Raw genomic sequence first — 22,230 nt, forward strand, 5'->3', positions numbered from 1 at the left:
CCACATTGGCCCTTGCCGTGGCCCGTGGGTGGACTGTTTCCTCGTCTCTGTCGTCAACCCCCGTTGTCACCAGTGAGGTATCCGTGTCCACCACGCCTTCCACCCCCTCCTCGTCCCCCGAGACCGGCACCGCGCGCGTGAAGCGCGGCATGGCCGAGCAGCTCAAGGGCGGCGTGATCATGGACGTGGTCAACGCCGAGCAGGCGAAGATCGCCGAGGACGCCGGCGCCGTGGCCGTCATGGCCCTGGAGCGGGTCCCCGCGGACATCCGCAAGGACGGCGGCGTGGCCCGCATGTCCGACCCGAACATGATCGAGGAGATCATCGGCGCGGTCTCCATCCCGGTGATGGCCAAGTCCCGCATCGGCCACTTCGTCGAGGCCCAGGTCCTGCAGTCCCTCGGCGTCGACTACATCGACGAGTCCGAGGTCCTCACCCCGGCCGACGAGGTCAACCACTCCGACAAGTGGGCCTTCACCACCCCCTTCGTCTGTGGCGCCACCAACCTGGGCGAGGCCCTGCGCCGGATCGCCGAGGGCGCGGCCATGATCCGCTCCAAGGGCGAGGCCGGCACCGGCAACGTCGTCGAGGCCGTCCGTCACCTGCGCCAGATCAAGAACGAGATCGCCAGGCTGCGCGGCTTCGACAACAACGAGCTGTTCGCCGCCGCCAAGGACCTGCGCGCCCCGTACGAGCTCGTCAAGGAGGTCGCCGAGCTCGGCAAGCTGCCGGTCGTCCTCTTCTCCGCCGGTGGCGTCGCCACCCCCGCCGACGCCGCGCTGATGCGCCAGCTCGGCGCCGAGGGCGTCTTCGTCGGCTCCGGCATCTTCAAGTCGGGCGACCCGGCCAAGCGCGCCGCCGCCATCGTGAAGGCCACCACCTTCTACGACGACCCGAAGGTCATCGCGGACGCCTCCCGCAACCTGGGCGAGGCCATGGTCGGCATCAACTGCGACACCCTCCCCGAGGCCGAGCGCTACGCCAACCGGGGCTGGTAAGCACCGATGAGCAGCACTCCCGTCATTGGTGTCCTGGCCCTCCAGGGCGACGTACGGGAGCACCTGATCGCCCTGGCCGCGGCGGACGCCGTGGCCAGGCCGGTGAGGCGCCCCGAGGAGCTCGCCGAGGTCGACGGCCTGGTCATTCCCGGTGGTGAGTCCACCACCATCTCCAAGCTGGCCGCGCTCTTCGGTCTCATGGAGCCGCTGCGCGAGCGCATCGCCGCCGACCTGCCGGTCTACGGCACCTGCGCCGGCCTGATCATGCTCGCCGACAAGATCCTCGACCCGCGCTCGGGCCAGGAGACCTTCGGCGGCATCGACATGATCGTCCGCCGCAACGCCTTCGGCCGGCAGAACGAGTCCTTCGAGGCCGGCGTCACCGTCACGGGCGTCGAGGACGGCCCCGTCGAGGGCGTCTTCATCCGGGCCCCCTGGGTGGAGTCGGTCGGCGCGGACGTCGAGGTCCTCGCCGAGCACGAGGGGCACGTCGTCGCCGTACGGCAGGGCCGGGCGCTCGCGACCTCGTTCCACCCCGAACTCACCGGCGACCACCGCATCCACGCCCTGTTCGTCGACATGGTGCGCGCGGCGGGCTGATCCGATCCCGGTAGGATCTCTGGGGTTCGTTCAGAAAAGGGTTACGCGAAGGAGACAGGCAGATGTCCGGCCACTCTAAATGGGCTACGACGAAGCACAAGAAGGCCGTGATCGACGCCAAGCGCGGCAAGCTCTTCGCGAAGCTGATCAAGAACATCGAGGTCGCGGCCCGCACGGGCGGCGCCGACCCCGAGGGCAACCCGACCCTCTTCGACGCCATCCAGAAGGCGAAGAAGAGCTCGGTCCCCAACAAGAACATCGACTCCGCGGTCAAGCGCGGCGGTGGTCTCGAGGCCGGCGGCGTCGACTACGCCACGATCATGTACGAGGGCTACGGCCCGAACGGCGTCGCGGTGCTCATCGAGTGCCTCACCGACAACCGCAACCGCGCCGCCTCGGACGTGCGCGTGGCCATGACCCGCAACGGCGGCTCCATGGCCGACCCGGGCTCCGTCTCGTACCTGTTCAACCGCAAGGGCGTCGTCGTGCTCCCCAAGGGCGAGCTGTCCGAGGACGACGTCCTGGGCGCGGTGCTCGACGCGGGCGCCGAGGAGGTCAACGACCTCGGCGAGTCCTTCGAGGTCATCAGCGAGGCCACCGACCTGGTCGCGGTCCGCACCGCGCTCCAGACGGCCGGCATCGACTACGACTCCGCCGACTCCAGCTTCGTCCCGACCATGCAGGTCGAGCTGGACGAGGAGGGCGCGCGCAAGATGTTCAAGCTGATCGACGCGCTCGAGGACAGCGACGACGTGCAGAACGTCTTCGCCAACTTCGACGTCAGCGACGAGGTCATGGCGAAGGTCGACGCCTGATCACCTGCTTTTCGCAGCGGGCCGACGGGGACACGCTCCCGTCGGCCCGCTGCGTTGTCGGTGGCAGCCGATAGCCTGCTCAAACAGGAGATCGAAGGGAGGGGGATGACGTGCGCGTACTCGGAGTGGACCCCGGGCTCACCCGGTGCGGCGTCGGCGTCGTCGAGGGCGTCGCCGGCCGGCCCCTGACCATGCTCGGCGTCGGAGTGGTGCGGACGCCCGCGGACGCCGACATCGGCATGCGCCTGGTCGGCATCGAGCGGGGCATAGAGGAGTGGATCGACCGCTTCTCGCCCGAACTCGTCGCCGTGGAGCGGGTGTTCAGCCAGCACAACGTGCGCACGGTGATGGGCACCGCCCAGGCCAGCGCGGTCGCCATGCTCTGCGCCTCCCGTCGCGGCATCCCCGTCGCCCTGCACACCCCCAGCGAGGTCAAGGCCGCCGTCACCGGCAGCGGCCGCGCCGACAAGGCCCAGGTCGGCACCATGGTGACCCGGCTGCTCCGGCTCTCCGAGCCGCCCAAGCCCGCCGACGCCGCCGACGCCCTCGCCCTCGCCATCTGCCACATCTGGCGGGCCCCCGCCCAGAACCGGCTCCAGCAGGCCGTCGCCGCCCAGAACCGCCTCCAGGAAGCGGCCGCCCGGCACGCGTCCGCAGTGAAAGGCCGAACCCGATGATCGCCTTCGTCAGCGGCCAGGTCGCCGCCCTCGCCCCCACCACGGCCGTCGTCCAGGTCGGCGGCGTGGGCATGGCCCTCCAGTGCACCCCGGCGACCATCGCCGGACTGCGGATCGGCGAGGAGACCCGGCTCGCCACCTCCCTCGTCGTCCGCGAGGACTCCCTCACCCTGTACGGCTTCGCCGACGACGACGAGCGGCAGGTCTTCGAGCTCCTCCAGACCGCCAGCGGCGTCGGCCCCCGCCTCGCCCAGGCCATGCTCGGCGTCCACAGCCCCGACGCGCTGCGCCTCGCCGTCTCCACCGGGGACGAGAAGGCCCTCACGGCCGTCCCCGGCATCGGGAAGAAGGGCGCGCAGAAGCTCCTGCTCGAACTGAAGGACAAGCTCGGCTCCCCCCTCGGCAGCAGCGGCCTCGTCGGAGCCCAGCGCGTCGCCTCCGGCCCCGCCCCCTGGACCGAGCAGCTCACCGCCGCCCTCATCGGCCTCGGCTACGCGAGCCGCGAGGCCGAGGAGGCCGTCGGCGCCGTCACCCCGCAGGCCGAGGCCGCCCTCGCCGAGACCGGCACCGCCCCCGTGCCGCAACTCCTCCGCGCCGCCCTGCAGACCCTCAACCGCGCCCGCTGACCACCCCCGAACCCGCCCGGCCGGGCCGTACGAACGAGAAGGCATCCACCGTGAACTGGGACGACGACACCACCGCCGGGGCACCCGACGCCGAGGCGCGCATCGTCGACGCCGCCGCGGAAGGCGACGACCAGGCCGTCGAGGCGGCCCTGCGCCCCAAGGACCTCAACGAGTTCGTCGGCCAGGAGAAGGTCCGCCAGCAGCTCGACCTGGTCCTCAAGGCCGCCCGGCAGCGCGGTGCCACCGCCGACCACGTCCTGCTCTCCGGCGCCCCCGGCCTCGGCAAGACCACCCTCTCGATGATCATCGCGGCCGAGATGAACGCCCCGATCCGCATCACCTCCGGCCCCGCCATCCAGCACGCCGGCGACCTCGCCGCGATCCTCTCCTCCCTCCAGGAGGGCGAGATCCTCTTCCTCGACGAGATCCACCGCATGTCCCGGCCCGCCGAGGAGATGCTCTACATGGCGATGGAGGACTTCCGCGTCGACGTCATCGTCGGCAAGGGCCCCGGCGCCACCGCCATCCCCCTCGAACTGCCGCCCTTCACCCTCGTCGGCGCCACCACCCGCGCCGGACTCCTGCCGCCGCCGCTCCGCGACCGCTTCGGCTTCACCGGCCACATGGAGTTCTACGACCCGTCCGAGCTCCAGCGCGTGATCCACCGCTCCGCCGGACTCCTCGACGTCGCGATCGACCCCGCCGGCGCCGCCGAGATCGCCGGCCGCTCCCGCGGCACCCCCCGCATCGCCAACCGCCTGCTGCGCCGGGTCCGCGACTACGCCCAGGTCAGGGCGGACGGAGCGATCACCCGGGAGATCTCCGAGGCCGCCCTCAGGGTGTACGAGGTCGACGGCCGCGGCCTCGACCGGCTCGACCGCGCCGTCCTGGAGGCCCTCCTCAAGCTCTTCGGCGGCGGACCGGTCGGTCTGTCCACCCTCGCCGTCGCGGTGGGGGAGGAGCGCGAGACCGTCGAGGAGGTCGCCGAACCCTTCCTCGTGCGCGAGGGACTGCTGGCCCGCACGCCCCGTGGCCGGGTCGCCACTCCCGCCGCCTGGACGCACCTCGGTCTCGTTCCGCCGCAGGCAGCGGGCCCGGGCGGCGCGGGGAGCGGCGCGGGAACGGGACAACAGGGGCTCTTCGGGGCGTGACGGTGCGGACGCTCGCCCGTACCGGAACCGGGGTGCGATGCTGGACGTTGTTCCAGCGATGCGGACTCGCCTAGACTCCGCCGATGCCGCCCTTTCCGGTCGGCGTGCCCACCCCCGAAGATCAGGCCGCGGGCTCTCCGCGACCATGCGAAGGAAACCCGTCCCGTGAACATCGTGACCCTCCTCCCCTTCATCGTCCTCATCGGGGCCATGTTCCTGATGACCCGCTCCGCCAAGAAGAAGCAGCAGGCGGCGGCGCAGATGCGCGACGAGATGCAGCCCGGCACCGGCGTGCGCACGATCGGGGGGATGTACGCCACCGTCAAGGAGATCGGCGACGAGACCGTCCTCCTCGAGGTCGCCCCGGGCGTGCACGCCGTCTACGCCAAGAACGCGATCGGCGCGGTCCTCCAGGACTCCGAGTACAACCGGATCGTCCACGGCGACGACGACAGCGACGAGTCCTCGGACTCCGACACCGTCGTCCCGGACGACGCCTCCTCGCTGACCGGCGCCACCGACGCCACGGCCGAGGACGCGCCCAAGGCCGACCTGACGAAGAAGTCGGACGCGGCCGAGGCCGCCGCCGAGGGGGAGAAGGACGGCAAGACCGACGGCGAGACCGGCGCGAAGTAATCGCGACCGGGGCACCGCGCGCACGCCCACCGGCGTGCGCGCGCCCCCGAACGGTTCCACGTCTGCGGGGGATGGTCCCCACACATACTTCGTGGCCGTCGCGCACACACCCGTCGCGCGGCGGTTGGACAGGGAGATACGACAGGTGGCAGCACCGAAGAAGGGCCGAAGGCCGGCGGGGGGACAGAGCCGGCCGGGCCGCGCCCTGGCACTCATCCTGATCGCCATGGTCGCGCTCACCGGCGGCATGTTTTGGTCGGGGCACACCACCCCGCGCCTCGGCATCGACCTCGCCGGCGGTACGTCGATCACGCTCAAGGCCAAGGCCGACCCCGGCCAGGAGTCGGCGGTCAACGAGACCAACATGAACACGGCGGTCGACATCATCGAGCGCCGTGTCAACGGTCTGGGTGTCTCCGAGGCCGAGGTCCAGACCCAGGGCCGCGAGAACATCATCGTCAACATCCCCCGCGGGACGAACGAGAAGCAGGCCCGTGAGCAGGTCGGCACCACCGCCCAGCTCTACTTCCGGCCCGTCCTCGCGGTGACGAACGGCGCGCCCCAGGCCGCGCCGACCGCCACCCCCTCGGGCTCGGCCTCGCCGAAGCCGTCGGCCACCCCCTCCGGTGCCACCGCGGGCGAGAAGTCGGCCACCCCGTCGGCCACCGCCTCCACCCAGGGCCGCGCGCTCACCGAGGCCCTCAAGGCCCCGAGCCCGACGCCCACCGGCAGCGCCTCGTCCTCCGCGACGCCGAAGGCCACCGGGACCCCGGAGGCGACCCCCACGCCCGACGCCGCCACCGCGGCGCTGGAGCAGAAGTTCACCGCCCTGAACTGCCTCGACCCCAAGCAGCGCACCGCCGCCGGCCAGGGCGTCAAGCCGTCCGAGCCCACCGTGGCCTGCGGCGAGGACGCCCCGGGCGTCTGGTCGAAGTACCTCCTCGGCCCGGCCGAGGTGGAGGGCCGCGACGTCGACGACGCCAAGGGCGCCTTCGACCAGCAGCGCGGCATGTGGATCGTCACCATGGACTTCACCGACGCCGGGTCGAAGAAGTTCCAGTCGATCACCGGCAAGCTGTCGCAGCAGTCCGACCCCCAGAACCGGTTCGCGATCGTCCTCGACGGCGAGGTCGTCTCGGCCCCCTCGGTGCGCCAGACGCTGAGCGCCAGCGCCGAGATCTCCGGCAGCTTCAACCAGCAGTCCGCCCAGGACCTCGGCAACATCCTGTCCTACGGCGCCCTGCCGCTCTCCTTCCAGACCCAGAGCGTCGACACCGTCACCGCCGCGCTCGGCGGCGACCAGCTGGAGGCCGGCCTGATCGCCGGCGCCATCGGCCTCGCCCTGGTCATCATCTACCTGGTCGCCTACTACCGCGGCCTGTCGCTGATCGCCATCCTCAGCCTCGGCGTCTCCGCGCTGCTGACCTACGTGATCATGTCCCTGCTCGGCCCGGCCATCGGCTTCGCGCTGAACCTGCCGGCCGTCTGCGGCGCCATCGTCGCCATCGGCATCACGGCGGACTCGTTCATCGTCTACTTCGAGCGCATCCGCGACGAGCTCCGCGAGGGCCGCACGCTCCGCCCGGCCGTCGAGCGCGCCTGGCCGCGCGCCCGCCGCACCATCATGGTCTCCGACTTCGTGTCGTTCCTGGCCGCGGCCGTGCTCTTCATCGTCACCGTCGGCAAGGTCCAGGGCTTCGCGTTCACGCTCGGCCTGACCACCCTGCTCGACATCGTCGTGGTGTTCCTCTTCACCAAGCCGATCATGACGCTGCTCGCGCGGACCAAGTTCTTCGGCGACGGCCACCCGTGGTCCGGCCTGGACCCGAAGCGCCTCGGCGCCAAGCCGCCGCTGCGCCGCGCCCGCCGCACCAACGCCCCCGCCGGCCCTGTCGACCCGAAGGAGGCGTGAGATGTCGAAGCTCGGAGATCTCGGCGCCCGACTCCACCGCGGTGAGGTCGGCTACGACTTCATCGGCAACCGCAAGATCTGGTATGGCCTGTCCATCCTGATCACCATCACCGCCATCGTCGCCCTGGCCGTCCGCGGTCTCAACATGGGCATCGAGTTCCAGGGCGGCGCCGTCTTCACCACCCCGAAGTCGGACGTCTCCGTCAGCCAGGCCCAGGAGTACGCGGAGGAGGCCTCCGGCCACGACGCGATCGTCCAGCAGCTCGGCAACGGCTCGCTCCGCATCCAGGTCGGCGGCCTCGACACCGCGCAGTCCGACCAGGTCCGCTCGGAGCTGGCCAAGGACCTGAACGTCGCCGAGGACAAGATCGCGGCCGAGCTGGTCGGTCCGAGCTGGGGCGAGCAGATCGCCAACAAGGCCTGGACCGGTCTCGGGATCTTCATGATCCTGGTGGTGATCTACCTGGCCATCGCCTTCGAGTGGAGAATGGCGGTCGCGGCGCTCATCGCCCTCATCCACGACCTCACCATCACCGTGGGCATCTACTCCCTGGTCGGCTTCGAGGTCACCGTCGGCACGGTCATCGGCCTGCTGACGATCCTGGGCTATTCGCTGTACGACACGGTGGTCGTCTTCGACTCCCTCAAGGAGTCCACGAAGGACATCACGAAGCAGACCCGCTTCACCTACAGCGAGCTGGCCAACCGCTCGATCAACGGCACCCTGGTCCGTTCGATCAACACCACCGTCGTCGCGCTGCTGCCGGTCGCCGGCCTGCTCTTCATCGGCGGCGGCGTCCTCGGCGCCGGCATGCTCAACGACATCTCGCTGTCGCTGTTCGTGGGCCTCGCGGCCGGCGCGTACTCGTCGATCTTCATCGCCACCCCGCTCGTCGCCGACCTCAAGGAGCGCGACCCGGCGATCAAGGCCCTCAAGAAGCGCGTCCTGGCCAAGCGGGCCAGCGCCGCCGCCAAGGGCGAGTCCGCGGACGGCGACGCGTTCGCCGACGGCACCGAGGCCGCCGTCGTCGGCCCCCGGGCCGGACGCCGGGGCCGCGCCCAGGAGCACCGAGGATGACCGCCGGGGCCCAGGACGTCACCGGCCTCCTGCTCAGCCGCATCCGCGACGTACCGGACTACCCGAAGCCCGGCGTGCTGTTCAAGGACATCACGCCGCTGCTCGCGGACCCGGAGGCGTTCGGACTGCTCACCGACACCCTCGCCGGGCTGTGCTCCGCGCACGGCGCGACGAAGATCGTCGGCCTGGAGGCGCGCGGCTTCATCCTGGCCGCCCCGGTGGCCGTCCGCGCGGGCCTGGGCTTCATCCCGGTCCGCAAGGCCGGCAAGCTCCCCGGGGCCACGCTCCGCCAGGCGTACGAGCTGGAGTACGGCACCGCCGAGATCGAGGTGCACGCCGAGGACCTGGCCGCGGGCGACCGCGTCATGGTCATCGACGACGTCCTCGCCACCGGCGGCACGGCCGAGGCCTCCGTCGAGCTCATCCGCCGTGCCGGCGCCGAGGTCGCGGGCGTCGCCGTCCTCATGGAGCTGGGCTTCCTGCCGGGCCGCGCCCGTCTGGAGCCGGCCCTGAAGGGCGCTCCGCTCACGGCGCTGATCACCGTCTGACACCGGGCTCCGGCCCGTACGGGGCGCTCCGGGGAATCCCCGGGGCGCCCCCGTCGTTTTCCGGAGTGCCCCGGTCCGGCCGCCCGGGAGCGGATGCCGCCCGTGGCCGGATCCGTTCACTCCCCGGCCGCGTGAGCAGCGCGGGTCCGGGCTCGATACCATGGCCGTTCCGGGCCTGACCGGGGGACCCGGAGACGCACGAGGAGCGCTCTTGCCAGACGAGGCCCAGCCACTCTCCGCCGCGCAGCCCGACCCGAAGGCCGAAAAGGCCGCGCCGGGGACCGGCACGCCCCAGAACAAGCCCGCGGAGACCGGGCCCGCGCCCGCCGCGCCCGAGCCGGCCCCCGCGGCCGCTCCGGCCGCGCGCCCCGCGCCGACCGCGCCCGCCCGCTCGGGCGGCTCGTCCAACCGCGTCCGCGCCCGCCTCGCCCGGCTCGGCGTGCAGCGCTCCTCCCCGTACAACCCGGTCCTCGAACCGCTGCTCCGGATCGTCCGCTCCAACGATCCCAAGATCGAGACGGCCACGCTGCGCCAGATCGAGCGGGCCTACCAGGTCGCCGAGCGCTGGCACCGCGGCCAGAAGCGCAAGAGCGGCGACCCGTACATTACGCACCCGCTCGCCGTCACCACCATCCTCGCCGAGCTCGGCATGGACCCGGCGACCCTGATGGCCGGGCTCCTGCACGACACCGTCGAGGACACCGAGTACGGCCTCGACACCCTCCGCCGGGACTTCGGCGACCAGGTCGCGCTGCTCGTCGACGGCGTCACCAAGCTCGACAAGGTCAAGTTCGGCGAGGCCGCCCAGGCCGAGACCGTCCGCAAGATGGTCGTCGCCATGGCCAAGGACCCGCGCGTCCTGGTCATCAAGCTCGCCGACCGCCTGCACAACATGCGCACCATGCGCTACCTCAAGCGGGAGAAGCAGGAGAAGAAGGCCCGCGAGACCCTGGAGATCTACGCGCCCCTGGCCCACCGCCTGGGCATGAACACCATCAAGTGGGAGCTGGAGGACCTCGCCTTCGCGATCCTCTACCCCAAAATGTACGACGAGATCGTCCGGCTCGTCGCCGAGCGCGCCCCCAAGCGGGACGAGTACCTGGCCGTCGTCACCGACGAGGTCCAGGCCGACCTGCGCGCCGCCCGCATCAAGGCCACCGTCACCGGCCGCCCCAAGCACTACTACAGCGTCTACCAGAAGATGATCGTCCGCGGCCGGGACTTCGCGGAGATCTACGACCTGGTCGGCATCCGCGTCCTCGTGGACACCGTCCGCGACTGCTACGCGGCCCTCGGTACCGTCCACGCGCGATGGAACCCGGTCCCCGGCCGGTTCAAGGACTACATCGCGATGCCGAAGTTCAACATGTACCAGTCGCTGCACACGACGGTCATCGGACCCAACGGCAAGCCCGTCGAGCTCCAGATCCGCACCTTCGACATGCACCGGCGCGCCGAGTACGGCATCGCCGCGCACTGGAAGTACAAGCAGGAGGCCGTCGCCGGCGCCTCCAAGGTGCGCACCGACGTGCCGAAGAAGACCGGCAAGGACGACCACCTCAACGACATGGCGTGGCTCCGCCAGCTCCTCGACTGGCAGAAGGAGACCGAGGACCCCGGCGAGTTCCTGGAGTCCCTGCGCTTCGACCTCTCCCGCAACGAGGTCTTCGTCTTCACGCCCAAGGGCGACGTCATCGCGCTGCCTGCCGGCGCCACCCCCGTCGACTTCTCCTACGCGGTCCACACCGAGGTCGGCCACCGCACGATAGGGGCCCGGGTCAACGGGCGGCTCGTCCCGCTCGAATCGACCCTCGACAACGGCGACCTGGTCGAGGTCTTCACCTCCAAGGCCGCCGGCGCCGGTCCCTCCCGCGACTGGCTCGGCTTCGTCAAGTCCCCGCGCGCCCGCAACAAGATCCGCGCCTGGTTCTCCAAGGAGCGCCGGGACGAGGCCATCGAGCAGGGCAAGGACGCCATCGCGCGGGCCATGCGCAAGCAGAACCTGCCGATCCAGCGGATCCTCACCGGCGACTCCCTCGTCACCCTCGCCCACGAGATGCGCTACAGCGACATCTCCTCGCTGTACGCGGCGATCGGCGAGGGCCACGTCACCGCCCAGTCCATCGTGCAGAAGCTGGTCCAGGCGCTCGGCGGCGAGGAGGCCGCCACCGAGGACATCGACGAGTCCGCGCCGCCGACCCGCGGCCGCTCCAAGCGCCGCTCCAACGCCGACCCCGGCGTCGTCGTCAAGGGCGTCGAGGACGTCTGGGTGAAGCTGGCCCGCTGCTGCACCCCCGTCCCCGGCGACCCGATCATCGGCTTCGTCACCCGGGGCAGCGGGGTCTCGGTCCACCGCAGCGACTGCGTCAACGTGGACTCGCTGTCCCGTGAGCCGGAGCGGATCCTGGAGGTCGAGTGGGCCCCGACCCAGTCCTCGGTCTTCCTCGTCGCCATCCAGGTCGAGGCCCTGGACCGCTCCCGGCTGCTCTCCGACGTCACCCGGGTCCTCTCGGACCAGCACGTCAACATCCTCTCGGCGGCCGTCCAGACCTCCCGCGACCGGGTGGCCACCTCCCGCTTCACCTTCGAGATGGGCGACCCGAAGCACCTGGGCCACGTCCTGAAGGCCGTGCGGGGCGTGGAGGGCGTCTACGACGTGTACCGCGTGACCTCGGCCCGCCGGCCGTAGCGGTACGGACACACGAGGAGGGCGGTCCCGGTACGTACCGGGACCGCCCTCCTCGTCGTCGGGTGCCGGATCAGCCGCCGAACTCCTCCAGACCCTTCAGGGCCTGGTCGAGCAGGGCCTGGCGGCCCTCCAGCTCGCGCGAGAGCTTGTCGGCCTTGGCGTCGTTGCCGGCGGCGCGGGCCGCGTCGATCTGCTTGCGCAGCTTCTCGACCGCGTCCTGGAGCTGACCGGTCAGACCCGCGGCACGCGCGCGCGCCTCCGGGTTCGTCCGGCGCCACTCGGCCTCCTCGGCCTCCTGGATCGCCCGCTCCACCGCGTGCATCCGGCCCTCGACCTTGGGACGGGCGTCACGCGGGACGTGGCCGACGGCCTCCCAGCGCTCGTTGAGGGAGCGGAAGGCCGCGCGGGCCGCCTTCAGGTCCGTCACCGGGACGAGCTTCTCGGCCTCGGCCGCGAGCTCCTCCTTCAGCTTGAGGTTCTCGCCCTGCTCCGCGTCCCGCTCGGCGAAGACCTCGCCGCGCGCCGCGAAGAAGACGTCCTGGGCGCCGCGGAAGCGGTTCCACAGGTCGTCCTCGTGCTCGCGCTGGGCGCGGCCGGCCGCCTTCCAGTCCGTCATCAGCTCGCGGTAGCGGGCCGCCGTGGCGCCCCAGTCGGTGGAGTTCGACAGCGACTCCGCCTCCGCGACCAGGCGCTCCTTCGCCTTGCGGGCGTCCTCGCGCTGCGCGTCCAGGGACGCGAAGTGGGCCTTGCGGCGCTTCGAGAACGCCGAGCGGGCGTGCGAGAAGCGGTGCCACAGCTCGTCGTCGGACTTGCGGTCGAGCCGGGGAAGGCCCTTCCAGGTGTCCACGAGCGCCCGCAGCCGCTCGCCCGCCGAACGCCACTGCTCGCTCTGGGCCAGCTCCTCGGCCTCCGTGACGAGCTTCTCCTTGGCGGCACGCGCCTCGTCGGCCTGCTTCGCCTTCTGGGCCCGGCGCTCCTCGCGGCGCGACTCGACCGTCCCGACGAGCTTGTCCAGCCGGGCGGAGAGCGCGGCCAGGTCGCCGACGACGTGGTGCTCGTCGACCTGGTGCCGGATGTGCTCGATCGCCGCGTTGGCGTCCTTCGCCGAGAGGTCGGTGGTCCTCACCCGCTTCTCGAGGAGGCCGATCTCGACCACCAGGCCCTCGTACTTGCGCTCGAAGTAGGCCAGGGCCTCCTCGGGGGTGCCGGCCTGCCACGATCCGACGACCTGCTCACCCTCGGCCGTCCGCACGTACACGGTGCCCGTCTCGTCGACGCGGCCCCACGGGTCGCTGCTCACAGCGCCTCCTCACCATGATGCCGTCGCAGGGTCGCACCCCGCGGGCATCGTCCACAGTTTCCCGGCGGGCCTCGCCCGCCTTCCGCAGCGCGGCCGACGGCCCACGCTGCACACCGCCAATCTAGGCGAACCGCGGCCCGGCTGTCCGCACTCAGCGCGACCGAGATTCGACGGTCGGCCCGCCGGTGCGGACGCGCGGGCTCACTTCTTCGTGACGGTGGCCTTCTCGACGGTGACGGCCTTCTTCGGGGCGCCGTCCGTGGCGCCGCCCTCGACACCGGCCTTCGCGACCTCCTGGACCGCCTTGAGGCCGGCCGCGTCGATCTTCCCGAAGGGGGTGTAGGTCGGCGGCAGCTTGGTGTCCTTGTAGACGAGGAAGAACTGCGAGCCGCCGGTGCCCGGCTGTCCCGTGTTCGCCATGGCCACGGTGCCGGCCGGGAAGGTCACCGCGCCGTCCGCCCCCGCCTTGCCGAGGGAGTCCAGGTTCTCGTCCGGGATGGTGTAGCCGGGGCCGCCCGAGCCGGTGCCCTGGGGGTCGCCGCACTGGAGCACGAAGATGCCCTGCGTGGTGAGGCGGTGGCACTTGGTCCCGTCGAAGTACTTCTTGTCCGCGAGGTGCTTGAAGGAGTTCACCGTGCGCGGGGTCTTCGCCGCGTCCATGGTGATCGTGATGTCGCCCGCGTTGGTCTTGAGCGCCATGTCGTACGAAGCCTTCCGGTCCACGGTGAGCTTCGGCTCCGGGCTCTCGGACTCCTGGGACGGCGAGGGCGCCGGAGTGGTGGCCGTGTCGCCCGCCGCGCCGTCCGAGCCCTTCTTCGAGCCGTCCGACAGCGCCACCGAGGCGTACACGGCGCCGCCCGAGGCCAGCACCACCGCGAGGACGGCGGCGACGACGGTGTTGCGGCGCCTGTCCTTGCGGCGCTTCTCCTCCCGCCGCTGCTGCTGCCGCACGTACTTCTCCCTGGCAAGCTGCCGCCGCCGCTGATCGCTGGTGACCACCGGGTCCGCTCCTTGTCGCTCGTCTGTTCCTGTCCTGGCCGGATGTGCCCGTACCGTATACGGGTTGGCTGTGGAACCGGCACCGCCGGTAGGCTCTGATCTGCCGAATCCCGTCATTCCCGTGATTTCCGCGCCCCCGTGCCGGACGACATCTAAGGACGAACGTGCTGATTGCCGGGTTCCCCGCCGGGGCCTGGGGCACCAACTGCTACCTGGTCGCCCCCGCCGCAGGCGAGGAGTGCGTGATCATCGACCCCGGCCACCGGGCCGCCCAGGGAGTCGAGGAGACGCTCAAGAAGCACCGTCTCAAGCCCGTCGCCGTCGTCCTCACCCATGGACACATCGACCACGTCGCCTCCGTCGTCCCGGTGTGCGGCGCCCATGACGTCCCCGCGTGGATCCACCCGTCCGACCGCTACATGATGAGCGACCCGGAGAGGGCCCTCGGCCGCTCCGTCGGGATGCCCCTCATGGGCGAGCTGACCGTGGGAGAGCCCGACGACGTGCGCGAGCTCGCCGACGGCTCCGAGCTGAAGCTCGCCGGTCTGGAGTTCTCCGTCGCCCACGCGCCCGGCCATACCAAGGGGTCGGTGACCTTCCGGATGCCCGAGACCACGGAGGTCCCCTCCGTGTTCTTCTCCGGGGATCTGCTGTTCGCCGGCTCCGTCGGACGCACCGACCTGCCCGGCGGTGACATGGACGAGATGCTCGGATCGCTGGCCCGCGTGTGCCTGCCCCTCGACAACTCGACCGTGGTGCTGTCGGGACACGGTCCCCAGACGACCATCGGCCAGGAACGCGCCACCAACCCCTACCTCCGGCAGGTGGCCGCCGGCCTCGGGAGCCCCGACGCTCCCCGACGAGGAATGTGACGACTCACGTGAGCACCTTCAAGGCCCCCAAGGGCACGTACGACCTGCTGCCGCCCCGCTCCGCGACCTTCCTCGCGGTGCGCGAGGCGATCGCCACCCCGTTGCGGAACTCCGGCTACGGCTACGTCGAGACCCCCGGCTTCGAGGACGTGAAGCTGTTCTCCCGCGGTGTCGGCGAGTCCACCGACATCGTCAGCAAGGAGATGTACACCCTCACCACCAAGGGCGGTGAGGAGCTGGGGCTGCGCCCTGAGGGCACCGCGTCCGTCCTGCGCGCGGCGCTCCAGGGCAATCTGCACAAGCTCGGCAACCTGCCGGTCAAGCTCTGGTACTCCGGCTCGTACTACCGCTACGAGCGGGCCCAGGCGGGCCGCTACCGCCACTTCTCGCAGGTCGGCGCCGAGGCGATCGGCGCCGAGGACCCGGCGCTCGACGCCGAGCTGATCATCCTGGCCGACGGAGCCTACCGCTCCCTCGGCCTGCGGAACTTCCGCATCCTGCTGAACTCGCTCGGCGACAAGGAGTGCCGCCCGGTCTACCGGGAGGCCCTCCAGGACTTCCTGCGCGGGCTCGACCTCGACGAGGACACCCTGCGCCGCGCCGAGATCAACCCGCTGCGCGTCCTCGACGACAAGCGCGAGTCCGTGCAGAAGCAGCTGGTCGGCGCCCCGCTCCTGCGCGACTACCTGTGCGACGCGTGCAAGGCGTACCACGAGGAGGTGCGCGCCCTGATCACGGCGGCGGGCGTGGTCTTCGAGGACGACGACAAGCTGGTGCGCGGCCTGGACTACTACACCCGCACCACCTTCGAGTTCGTCCACGACGGTCTCGGCTCGCAGTCGGCGGTCGGCGGCGGCGGCCGCTACGACGGCCTCTCCGAGATGATCGGCGGCCCCGCGCTGCCGTCCGTCGGCTGGGCGCTCGGCGTGGACCGCACGGTCCTCGCCCTGGAGGCCGAGGGCGTCGCGCTCGACCTGCCCTCCGCCACCAGCGTCTTCGCCGTCGCCCTCGGCGAGGAGGCCCGCCGGATCCTCTTCGGCAAGGTCACCGAGCTGCGCAGGGCCGGGATCGCCGCGGACTTCTCCTTCGGTGGCAAGGGCCTCAAGGGCTCCATGAAGGACGCCAACCGCTCGGGCGCCCGCTTCGCCGTCGTGGCCGGCGAGCGCGACCTCGCCGAGGGCGTCGTCCAGCTCAAGGACATGGAGACCGGCGAACAGCGGGCGGTCGCCCTGGACGGCCTCCTGGACGCGGTACGGGCCGAACTGACCTGACGCCCGGTCGTACGGAGGAGGGGCCCGGTGCGCACGCGCGCCCGGGCCCTTCCTTATCTCCACCGAACGGTGGGCACGGGGCTCCGTACGGCAGAATGACCGTGCCCAGCAGCCCGCGAGCGATGGATCGGAAACATGACGAAAGCAGCGGTGGACGACCCGGCACCCGGCACGATCGGAGCGGGCCGCGCCTTCTCCTGGCTCCTGGTGATCACGGGCGCGGCCGGACTGCTCGCCGCCTGGGTCATCACGATCGACAAGTTCAAGCTCCTGGAGGATCCCGGCTTCACCCCCGGGTGCAGCCTCAACCCGGTCGTCTCCTGCGGCAACATCATGAAGAGCGAGCAGGCCTCGGTCTTCGGCTTCCCCAACCCGATGCTCGGCCTCGTCACGTACGGCATGGTGATCGCGATCGGCGTCGGCCTGCTCGCCGGGGCCCGCTACCGGCGCTGGTACTGGCTCGGCCTCAACGCCGGCACCCTCTTCGGCGTCGTCTTCTGCGCCTGGCTCACCTACCAGTCGCTGTACGAGATCAACGCGCTCTGCCTGTGGTGCTGCCTGGCCTGGGTCGGGACCATCGTCATGTTCTGGTACGTGACCTCGCACAACGTGCGCCACGGCGTGATCCCCGCCCCGGCCGGCCTGAGGACCTTCTTCGGCGAGTTCACCTGGGTCCTGCCCGCCCTGCACATCGGGATCATCGGCATGCTGGTCCTGACCCGCTGGTGGGACTTCTGGACGGGCTGATCCCGGCGACGTCGGACGGGCCGGCCCCGGCTCCGTTGTCGGCGGCGTGACCTAGGCTTCATGAACGTGGAGCCCGACCTCTTTACCGCAGCCGCCGAAGACCGCCAGGAGAAGGACCCGTCCAGCAGCCCGCTGGCCGTCCGGATGCGCCCCCGCACCCTCGACGAGGTGGTGGGGCAGCAGCACCTGCTCAAGCCCGGATCGCCGCTGCGCCGGCTCGTGGACGACGGCGACGGCGGCCCCGCCGGAGCCTCCTCCGTGATCCTCTGGGGCCCGCCGGGCATCGGGAAGACCACCCTGGCGTACGTCGTCTCGAAGGCCACGGACAAGCGGTTCGTGGAGCTGTCCGCCATCACCGCCGGCGTCAAGGAGGTCCGGGCCGTCATCGACGGGGCCCGGCGCGCGGTGGGCGGCTACGGCAAGGAGACCGTCCTCTTCCTCGACGAGATCCACCGCTTCTCCAAGGCCCAGCAGGACTCCCTGCTGCCGGCCGTCGAGAACCGCTGGGTGACGCTGATCGCCGCCACCACCGAGAACCCCTACTTCTCCGTGATCTCCCCGCTCCTCTCCCGCTCGCTGCTCCTCACCCTGGAGCCGCTGACCGACGAGGACCTGAAGGGGCTGCTCGCCCGGGCGCTCACGGACGAGCGCGGCCTCGGCGGGGCCGTGACCCTGCCGGAGGACGCCGAGTCCCACCTCCTCCGGGTCGCGGGCGGCGACGCCCGCCGCGCCCTGACCGCCCTGGAGGCCGCCGCCGGCGCGGCCCTCGCCAAGAAGGAGGCGGAGATCACCCTCCTGACGGTGGAGGAGACCGTCGACCGGGCCGCCGTGAAGTACGACCGGGACGGCGACCAGCACTACGACGTGGCCAGCGCGCTCATCAAGTCGATCCGGGGCTCGGACGTGGACGCGGCCCTGCACTACCTGGCGCGGATGATCGAGGCGGGGGAGGACCCGCGCTTCATCGCGCGGCGCCTGATGATCTCCGCGAGCGAGGACATCGGCCTCGCCGATCCGAACGCCCTGCCGATCGCCGTCGCCGCCGCCCAGGCCGTCGCCATGATCGGCTTCCCCGAGGCGGCGCTGACCCTGAGCCACGCCACCATCGCCCTGGCCCTGGCCCCGAAGTCGAACGCGGCGACGACCGCGATCGGCGCCGCCCTCGCGGACGTGCGGGGCGGCCTCGCGGGCCCGGTCCCGGCGCACCTGCGCGACGGCCACTACAAGGGCGCGGCCAAGCTCGGCCACGCGCAGGGGTACGTGTACCCGCACGACGTGCCGGGCGGCATCGCGGCCCAGCAGTACGCCCCGGACGCGATCCACGGCCGCCGGTACTACGAGCCCACCCGCCACGGCGGGGAGGCGAGGTACGCGGACGTGGTGGAGTGGACGCGGACGCGCCTGAAGGGCGAGGAGCGGTAGCGCGCTCAGGCGCGGGCGGCCTCGAAGAGCCGGTGCATCTCGCGGCGCAGCCCGGAGATCTCCCGCACCGGCTCGGGGAAGTCGAAGCGGGCGTCGAAGCAGTCCCCGGGGCCCGCGCTGAAGCGGACCCGCAGGCCGAAGCGGTCGAGGGCGAGCGGGGCCACGTCCCGGGTGGGGACGAGGGCGGCCGAGCGGTCGCCGAGCAGCGAGGTCAGCTCCCGCAGCCGGTCGCCGTGCGCCGCCGCCAGGTGCTGGAGGAGCTCCGTCTCGTGCGCGTGCAGCGGATCGGGGGCGGCGGCCGCGAACTCCTCGGCGTCGATCCCGGCGGTGCCCCACAGGTCGTCCACGCGCGCCTCCCCGACCTCCAGGCGCAGCATCATGCGGCCCTGCTCGGCGACGCCCGGCAGACAGGTCAGCCAGCCGGAGACCCAGGCGCGGCCCCGGATGCGGTGGGGGACGGAGACGGGGGCCACGTCCGTGAGTTCGAGCACGACCGGCAGCTCGTCGTCCACGGCGTGCGTGGCGGCCCGCACGGGCGGGGCGTCGGCGGGGTAGAGCAGGAAGACCTCACCGTCGGGGCCCACGGCCCGCGCCTCGGGCGCGAGCTGCTCGGGACGGTGCCCCTCGGCCCCCGGGATCAGCAGTACGCCGGAGCATGTACTCTGTACGAGAGTTCGTGTGCGCTCGGCTGCTGACGGCATCCGCGCGATTTCAAGTCCGCTGGGACGCGGCTGACCATGAGCTGATCGGACCTCCGTCGTATCGATGCCATCCAGGGCTTCATCCATGGATGGGGCGTCGTTCTTTGTGTTGCCGTCCGTGATGCGTGTGGTGTTCCCCGGGCGAGACATGCGATCTCCTTGAGTAAGGTGAGCCTAACCTAACCTACAACGGAGGTCTGGAGAACGTGCCTAACCAGTCGCGTCCCAAGGTCAAGAAGTCCCGTGCGCTCGGTATCGCGCTGACGCCGAAGGCCGTCAAGTACTTCGAGGCCCGCCCGTACCCGCCGGGCGAGCACGGCCGTGGTCGCAAGCAGAACTCGGACTACAAGGTCCGTCTGCTCGAGAAGCAGCGCCTGCGCGCCCAGTACGACATCAGCGAGCGCCAGATGGCGCGCGCCTACGACCGCGCCAAGAAGGCCGAGGGCAAGACGGGCGAGGCGCTGGTCGTCGAGCTCGAGCGTCGCCTCGACGCCCTGGTCCTGCGTTCGGGCATCGCCCGCACCATCTACCAGGCCCGCCAGATGGTCGTCCACGGCCACATCCAGGTCAACGGCCAGAAGGTCGACAAGCCGTCCTTCCGCGTCCGTCCGGACGACGTCGTCATGGTCCGCGAGCGCAGCCGCACCAAGCCGCTGTTCGAGGTCGCCCGTGAGGGTGGCTTCGCCGCCGACGGCGAGACCCCCCGCTACCTCCAGGTCAACCTGAAGGCGCTGGCGTTCCGCCTCGACCGCGACCCGAACCGCAAGGAGATCCCGGTCATCTGCGACGAGCAGCTGGTCGTCGAGTACTACGCCCGCTGACGCAGGCGCGGTACCACCCACGCGGTGTTCAGCCCGCCGCTTCCCCGCCCTTTCCGGTGGGGGAGCCGGCGGGCTTCCGCGTTCCCGGGACCCCCGCCGGCCGGCCCGTACGGAACGGGCGCGGCGCCGCCGGGCCGCCCGTGGCCGGATCCCGGCGCCCGGCGAGCGCCCGCTCCACCACCGCGTCCGCCGAGAGCCCCCGCCCCTCCCGGAACGCCTCCTCGTACGCCTCCGCGCCCAGCGCCTCGCGCGCCCGCCCCTCGCACAGCTCTCCCGGACCGCCGAACGACTCCGAGCCGAAGAGCCGGACGCCCACCGCGTCCCACAGGGACACCGCCGCCCCCTGGAGCACCGCCGCCTCCGCCGGATCCCCCTCGCTCACCGTCACGAGCGCCAGCAGCTCGATCGCCAGGACGAGCCCCACCAGGTCGTGGAAGGCGTGGTCGATCGCGACGCACTCGGTCAGCAGCTCCCGCGCCTCCCCGTACGCGTCCCGGGTCCACGCCGCGTACGCCAGGACGTAGAGGGCGTACGCCCGCGTCCACAGCTCCCCGCGCTCCTCGCAGATCTCCCGGACCTCCCGGCAGAGGGCCACCGCCCCCTCCAGGTCGCCCCGGAAGGCCCGCGCCATCGCCACCTCGACCTGGCCCATCAGCACGTTGCTGTTCAGCTCGCCCAGCTCCCGGTAGGAGTCGAGCGCCCGCCCGATCAGCTCCTCCGCGCGCGCCGTGTCGTCCGTGAGCAGCGCCAGACAGCCCATCCGGTGCGTCGCGTACGCCTCCGCCAGCGCGTTCCCCGAGGACCTGGCCCGCTCCCCGCACTCGTGGAGCGCCGCCACCGCCGCCGTGCCGTCCCCCTGGAGGACCGCCACGTACCCGAGCACCCACAGCGCCTTCAGCCGCGCCTCCTGGTGCCCGGACTCCAGGGCGAGCGCCCGGTCCAGCCAGTACCGGCCCTCCGAGAGGCGCCCGCAGCCCGCCCAGGCGAACCAGAGCGTGCCCGCCATGTGCTGGGCGAGGTGCGCGTCCTCCGGAAGCTCCAGGCACAGCTCCAGGGCCGCCCGCAGGTCGGGCAGCGCCACGTCCGTGCGCGCCGCCACCTCCGCCTGGCGCGGACTGAACCACTCCAGCTCGCACCAGGTGGCCAGGCCCATGTACCAGTCGCGGTGCCGGCGCCGCATCCGCTCCGTGTCGCCGAGCGCCGCCAGCCACTCCGCCCCGTACGCGGCGACCGTGTCCAGCATCCGGTAGGCCGGGCCCGCCGGCGTGTCCTCCCGCGACACGAGCGACTGAGCGAGCAGCCCGCCGAGCAGGTCCAGGATCCGCTCCGGCGGCAGCTCGCGGCCCCCGCACACGTACTCCACCGCCTCCAGGTCGAAGGGGCCCGCGAACACCGAGAGCCGCGCCCACAGCAGCCGCTCCGGGGGCGTGCACAGCTCGTGGCTCCAGCCGATCGCCGTCCGCAGTGCCCGGTGGCGGGGAAGCGCCCCGCGCTCGCCGTCCGCGAGGAGCCGGAAGCGGTCGTCGAGCCGCTGCAGCATCTGCTCGGGGGAGAGCAGGGGCAGCCGCCCGGCCGCCAGTTCGAGGGCGAGCGGAATCCCGTCGAGCCGCCGACACAACTCCCTTACGGCCTGCGGCACTTCGGAGACCGTACGGTCGGGGCCCGTGACCGTGCTCGCACCGTCCGGGCCCGCGAGGGCGTCCGTGCCGCCGAGGTGCGCGAAGGCGTCCGTGCCGCCCGTGCCCGCCGACGTTCCCGGCAGCACCGGGGCCCCCGCCTCGGCCGCCCGTTCCGCCAGCAGCGCCACCGCGTCCGCCTCGCCCATCGGCGCCAGCGGGAACACCGCCTCGCCCGCCACCCGCAGCGGCCTGCGCCCGGCCGCGAGGACGGTGAGGCCCGGCGCGTGCGCGAGCAGCTCCCGCACCAGCGGGGCGCAGCTCTCCACCAGGTGCTCGAAGCCGTCGAGGACCAGCAGGACGTGCCGCTCCGCGAGGTGCTCCACCAGCACCTCGCGCGGCGGCCTCGGCGTGTGGTCCGTGAGCCCGAGCGCCTCGGCCAGGGCGTGCGCCACCAGGTCCGGGTCGCGCAGGGACGCGAGCCCGGCGAACCGGACCCCGTCGCCGTAGCGTTTCTGCACCCCGGCGGCCGTCCGCAGCGCGAGCCGCGTCTTGCCGACCCCGCCCACGCCCACGACCGTGACCAGGCGGGACGTTCCGAGGAGCGCCGTCAGTGCGGCCTGCTCGGCGGCCCGTCCGACGAACCGGTTCAGCTCCACCGGGAGATTGCTCCGTCGCATGGGACACGGAGCGTACTCACCCGCGCGCGCTGCGTACAACCGGATCCCGTGACGGGCGTCTCGCGCACGGT

The 22,230-nt window shown here is 71.9% G+C and carries 20 protein-coding genes; 16 read left to right on the forward strand and 4 right to left on the reverse strand.

Annotation, left to right across the window (positions count from 1 at the left end; genetic code table 11):
* Positions 1-83: 83 nt before the first annotated feature.
* The 11 genes from pdxS to ACWGSR_RS26655 all read left to right on the forward strand — a co-directional run bounded on the left by pdxS (position 84) and on the right by ACWGSR_RS26655 (position 11,730).
* On the forward strand, positions 84-998 hold the full coding sequence (gene pdxS, locus ACWGSR_RS26605) for a pyridoxal 5'-phosphate synthase lyase subunit PdxS (RefSeq protein ID WP_121831719.1): 915 nt from the start codon (positions 84-86) through the stop codon (positions 996-998).
* 6 nt (positions 999-1,004) lie between these two features.
* Positions 1,005-1,598, forward strand: coding sequence for a pyridoxal 5'-phosphate synthase glutaminase subunit PdxT (pdxT, locus tag ACWGSR_RS26610; RefSeq protein ID WP_453569611.1), 594 nt, complete (start codon positions 1,005-1,007; stop codon positions 1,596-1,598).
* A gap of 62 nt (positions 1,599-1,660) precedes the next feature.
* On the forward strand, positions 1,661-2,413 hold the full coding sequence (locus ACWGSR_RS26615) for a YebC/PmpR family DNA-binding transcriptional regulator (protein WP_053644098.1): 753 nt from the start codon (positions 1,661-1,663) through the stop codon (positions 2,411-2,413).
* A gap of 110 nt (positions 2,414-2,523) precedes the next feature.
* A complete protein-coding gene (ruvC, locus tag ACWGSR_RS26620) occupies positions 2,524-3,090 on the forward strand; it encodes a crossover junction endodeoxyribonuclease RuvC (RefSeq protein ID WP_376239140.1) in 567 nt (188 codons plus the stop codon).
* Positions 3,087-3,716 (forward strand): Holliday junction branch migration protein RuvA, encoded by a 630-nt coding sequence (gene ruvA, locus ACWGSR_RS26625; protein ID WP_453569614.1) that lies wholly within the window; start codon positions 3,087-3,089, stop codon positions 3,714-3,716. The genes ruvC and ruvA overlap by 4 nt, the downstream gene beginning before the upstream one ends.
* 50 nt (positions 3,717-3,766) lie before the next feature.
* Positions 3,767-4,867 carry a Holliday junction branch migration DNA helicase RuvB gene (gene ruvB, locus ACWGSR_RS26630; RefSeq protein ID WP_453569617.1) on the forward strand — a complete coding sequence of 367 codons (1,101 nt, stop codon included), beginning with the start codon at positions 3,767-3,769 and terminating at the stop codon, positions 4,865-4,867.
* A gap of 165 nt (positions 4,868-5,032) precedes the next feature.
* The gene (gene yajC, locus ACWGSR_RS26635) at positions 5,033-5,503 is read left to right on the forward strand and encodes a preprotein translocase subunit YajC (RefSeq protein ID WP_366377604.1); all 471 of its coding nucleotides are present in this window, start codon (positions 5,033-5,035) and stop codon (positions 5,501-5,503) included.
* A 145-nt stretch (positions 5,504-5,648) separates the two neighbouring features.
* The gene (secD, locus tag ACWGSR_RS26640) at positions 5,649-7,415 is read left to right on the forward strand and encodes a protein translocase subunit SecD (protein WP_453569621.1); all 1,767 of its coding nucleotides are present in this window, start codon (positions 5,649-5,651) and stop codon (positions 7,413-7,415) included.
* A 1-nt stretch (position 7,416) separates the two neighbouring features.
* Positions 7,417-8,493 carry a protein translocase subunit SecF gene (secF, locus tag ACWGSR_RS26645; protein ID WP_376239148.1) on the forward strand — a complete coding sequence of 359 codons (1,077 nt, stop codon included), beginning with the start codon at positions 7,417-7,419 and terminating at the stop codon, positions 8,491-8,493.
* The gene (locus tag ACWGSR_RS26650; RefSeq protein ID WP_453569625.1) at positions 8,490-9,041 is read left to right on the forward strand and encodes an adenine phosphoribosyltransferase; all 552 of its coding nucleotides are present in this window, start codon (positions 8,490-8,492) and stop codon (positions 9,039-9,041) included. The genes secF and ACWGSR_RS26650 overlap by 4 nt, the downstream gene beginning before the upstream one ends.
* Before the next feature lie 211 nt (positions 9,042-9,252).
* Positions 9,253-11,730 (forward strand): RelA/SpoT family protein, encoded by a 2,478-nt coding sequence (locus ACWGSR_RS26655; protein WP_376239153.1) that lies wholly within the window; start codon positions 9,253-9,255, stop codon positions 11,728-11,730.
* A gap of 70 nt (positions 11,731-11,800) precedes the next feature.
* Here the strand turns inward: ACWGSR_RS26655 and ACWGSR_RS26660 are convergent, their stop codons facing one another.
* Together ACWGSR_RS26660 and ACWGSR_RS26665 are read right to left on the reverse strand one after the other, a co-directional pair.
* Positions 11,801-13,030, reverse strand: a complete 1,230-nt coding sequence (locus ACWGSR_RS26660; RefSeq protein ID WP_376239155.1) for a DUF349 domain-containing protein — start codon at positions 13,028-13,030, stop codon at positions 11,801-11,803.
* A 201-nt stretch (positions 13,031-13,231) separates the two neighbouring features.
* A complete protein-coding gene (locus tag ACWGSR_RS26665) occupies positions 13,232-14,029 on the reverse strand; it encodes a peptidylprolyl isomerase (protein ID WP_376239158.1) in 798 nt (265 codons plus the stop codon).
* Positions 14,030-14,193: 164 nt separating this feature from the next.
* Here ACWGSR_RS26665 and ACWGSR_RS26670 point away from each other — a divergent pair, with 164 nt between their 5' ends.
* From ACWGSR_RS26670 to ACWGSR_RS26685, 4 genes are all read left to right on the forward strand, one after another.
* A complete protein-coding gene (locus tag ACWGSR_RS26670; RefSeq protein ID WP_376239160.1) occupies positions 14,194-14,901 on the forward strand; it encodes an MBL fold metallo-hydrolase in 708 nt (235 codons plus the stop codon).
* Positions 14,902-14,909: 8 nt separating this feature from the next.
* Positions 14,910-16,172: a histidine--tRNA ligase gene (gene hisS / locus ACWGSR_RS26675; protein WP_453569631.1), complete on the forward strand. Its 1,263-nt coding sequence runs from the start codon at positions 14,910-14,912 to the stop codon at positions 16,170-16,172.
* Positions 16,173-16,307: 135 nt separating this feature from the next.
* Positions 16,308-16,919, forward strand: a complete 612-nt coding sequence (locus tag ACWGSR_RS26680; protein WP_383326675.1) for a vitamin K epoxide reductase family protein — start codon at positions 16,308-16,310, stop codon at positions 16,917-16,919.
* A 66-nt stretch (positions 16,920-16,985) separates the two neighbouring features.
* Positions 16,986-18,341, forward strand: a complete 1,356-nt coding sequence (locus ACWGSR_RS26685; RefSeq protein ID WP_376239199.1) for a replication-associated recombination protein A — start codon at positions 16,986-16,988, stop codon at positions 18,339-18,341.
* Between the two features lie 5 nt (positions 18,342-18,346).
* Here ACWGSR_RS26685 and ACWGSR_RS26690 read toward each other — a convergent pair whose 3' ends face one another.
* Positions 18,347-19,042, reverse strand: a complete 696-nt coding sequence (locus ACWGSR_RS26690; protein ID WP_453569635.1) for a DUF2470 domain-containing protein — start codon at positions 19,040-19,042, stop codon at positions 18,347-18,349.
* 206 nt (positions 19,043-19,248) lie between these two features.
* On the opposite strand from ACWGSR_RS26690, the gene rpsD reads away from it, so the two are divergent.
* A complete protein-coding gene (gene rpsD / locus ACWGSR_RS26695) occupies positions 19,249-19,863 on the forward strand; it encodes a 30S ribosomal protein S4 (RefSeq protein ID WP_030214918.1) in 615 nt (204 codons plus the stop codon).
* Between the two features lie 28 nt (positions 19,864-19,891).
* Here rpsD and ACWGSR_RS26700 read toward each other — a convergent pair whose 3' ends face one another.
* Positions 19,892-22,159 (reverse strand): ATP-binding protein, encoded by a 2,268-nt coding sequence (locus ACWGSR_RS26700; RefSeq protein WP_453569637.1) that lies wholly within the window; start codon positions 22,157-22,159, stop codon positions 19,892-19,894.
* Positions 22,160-22,230 lie beyond the last annotated feature (71 nt).

Source organism: Streptomyces sp. NPDC055632 (assembly GCF_053618675.1).

Excerpts from the sequence above, each read along its gene's own strand:
- ACWGSR_RS26615 (WP_053644098.1), top strand. The coding sequence starts at position 1,661 with ATGTCCGGCCACTCTAAATGGGCTACGACGAAGCACAAGAAGGCCGTG.
- ACWGSR_RS26690 (WP_453569635.1), bottom strand. The coding sequence starts at position 19,042 with ATGCCGTCAGCAGCCGAGCGCACACGAACTCTCGTACAGAGTACATGC.
- ruvA (WP_453569614.1), top strand. The coding sequence starts at position 3,087 with ATGATCGCCTTCGTCAGCGGCCAGGTCGCCGCCCTCGCCCCCACCACG.
- secF (WP_376239148.1), top strand. The coding sequence starts at position 7,417 with ATGTCGAAGCTCGGAGATCTCGGCGCCCGACTCCACCGCGGTGAGGTC.
- ACWGSR_RS26700 (WP_453569637.1), bottom strand. The coding sequence starts at position 22,159 with ATGCGACGGAGCAATCTCCCGGTGGAGCTGAACCGGTTCGTCGGACGG.
- ACWGSR_RS26650 (WP_453569625.1), top strand. The coding sequence starts at position 8,490 with ATGACCGCCGGGGCCCAGGACGTCACCGGCCTCCTGCTCAGCCGCATC.
- ACWGSR_RS26680 (WP_383326675.1), top strand. The coding sequence starts at position 16,308 with ATGACGAAAGCAGCGGTGGACGACCCGGCACCCGGCACGATCGGAGCG.
- pdxT (WP_453569611.1), top strand. The coding sequence starts at position 1,005 with ATGAGCAGCACTCCCGTCATTGGTGTCCTGGCCCTCCAGGGCGACGTA.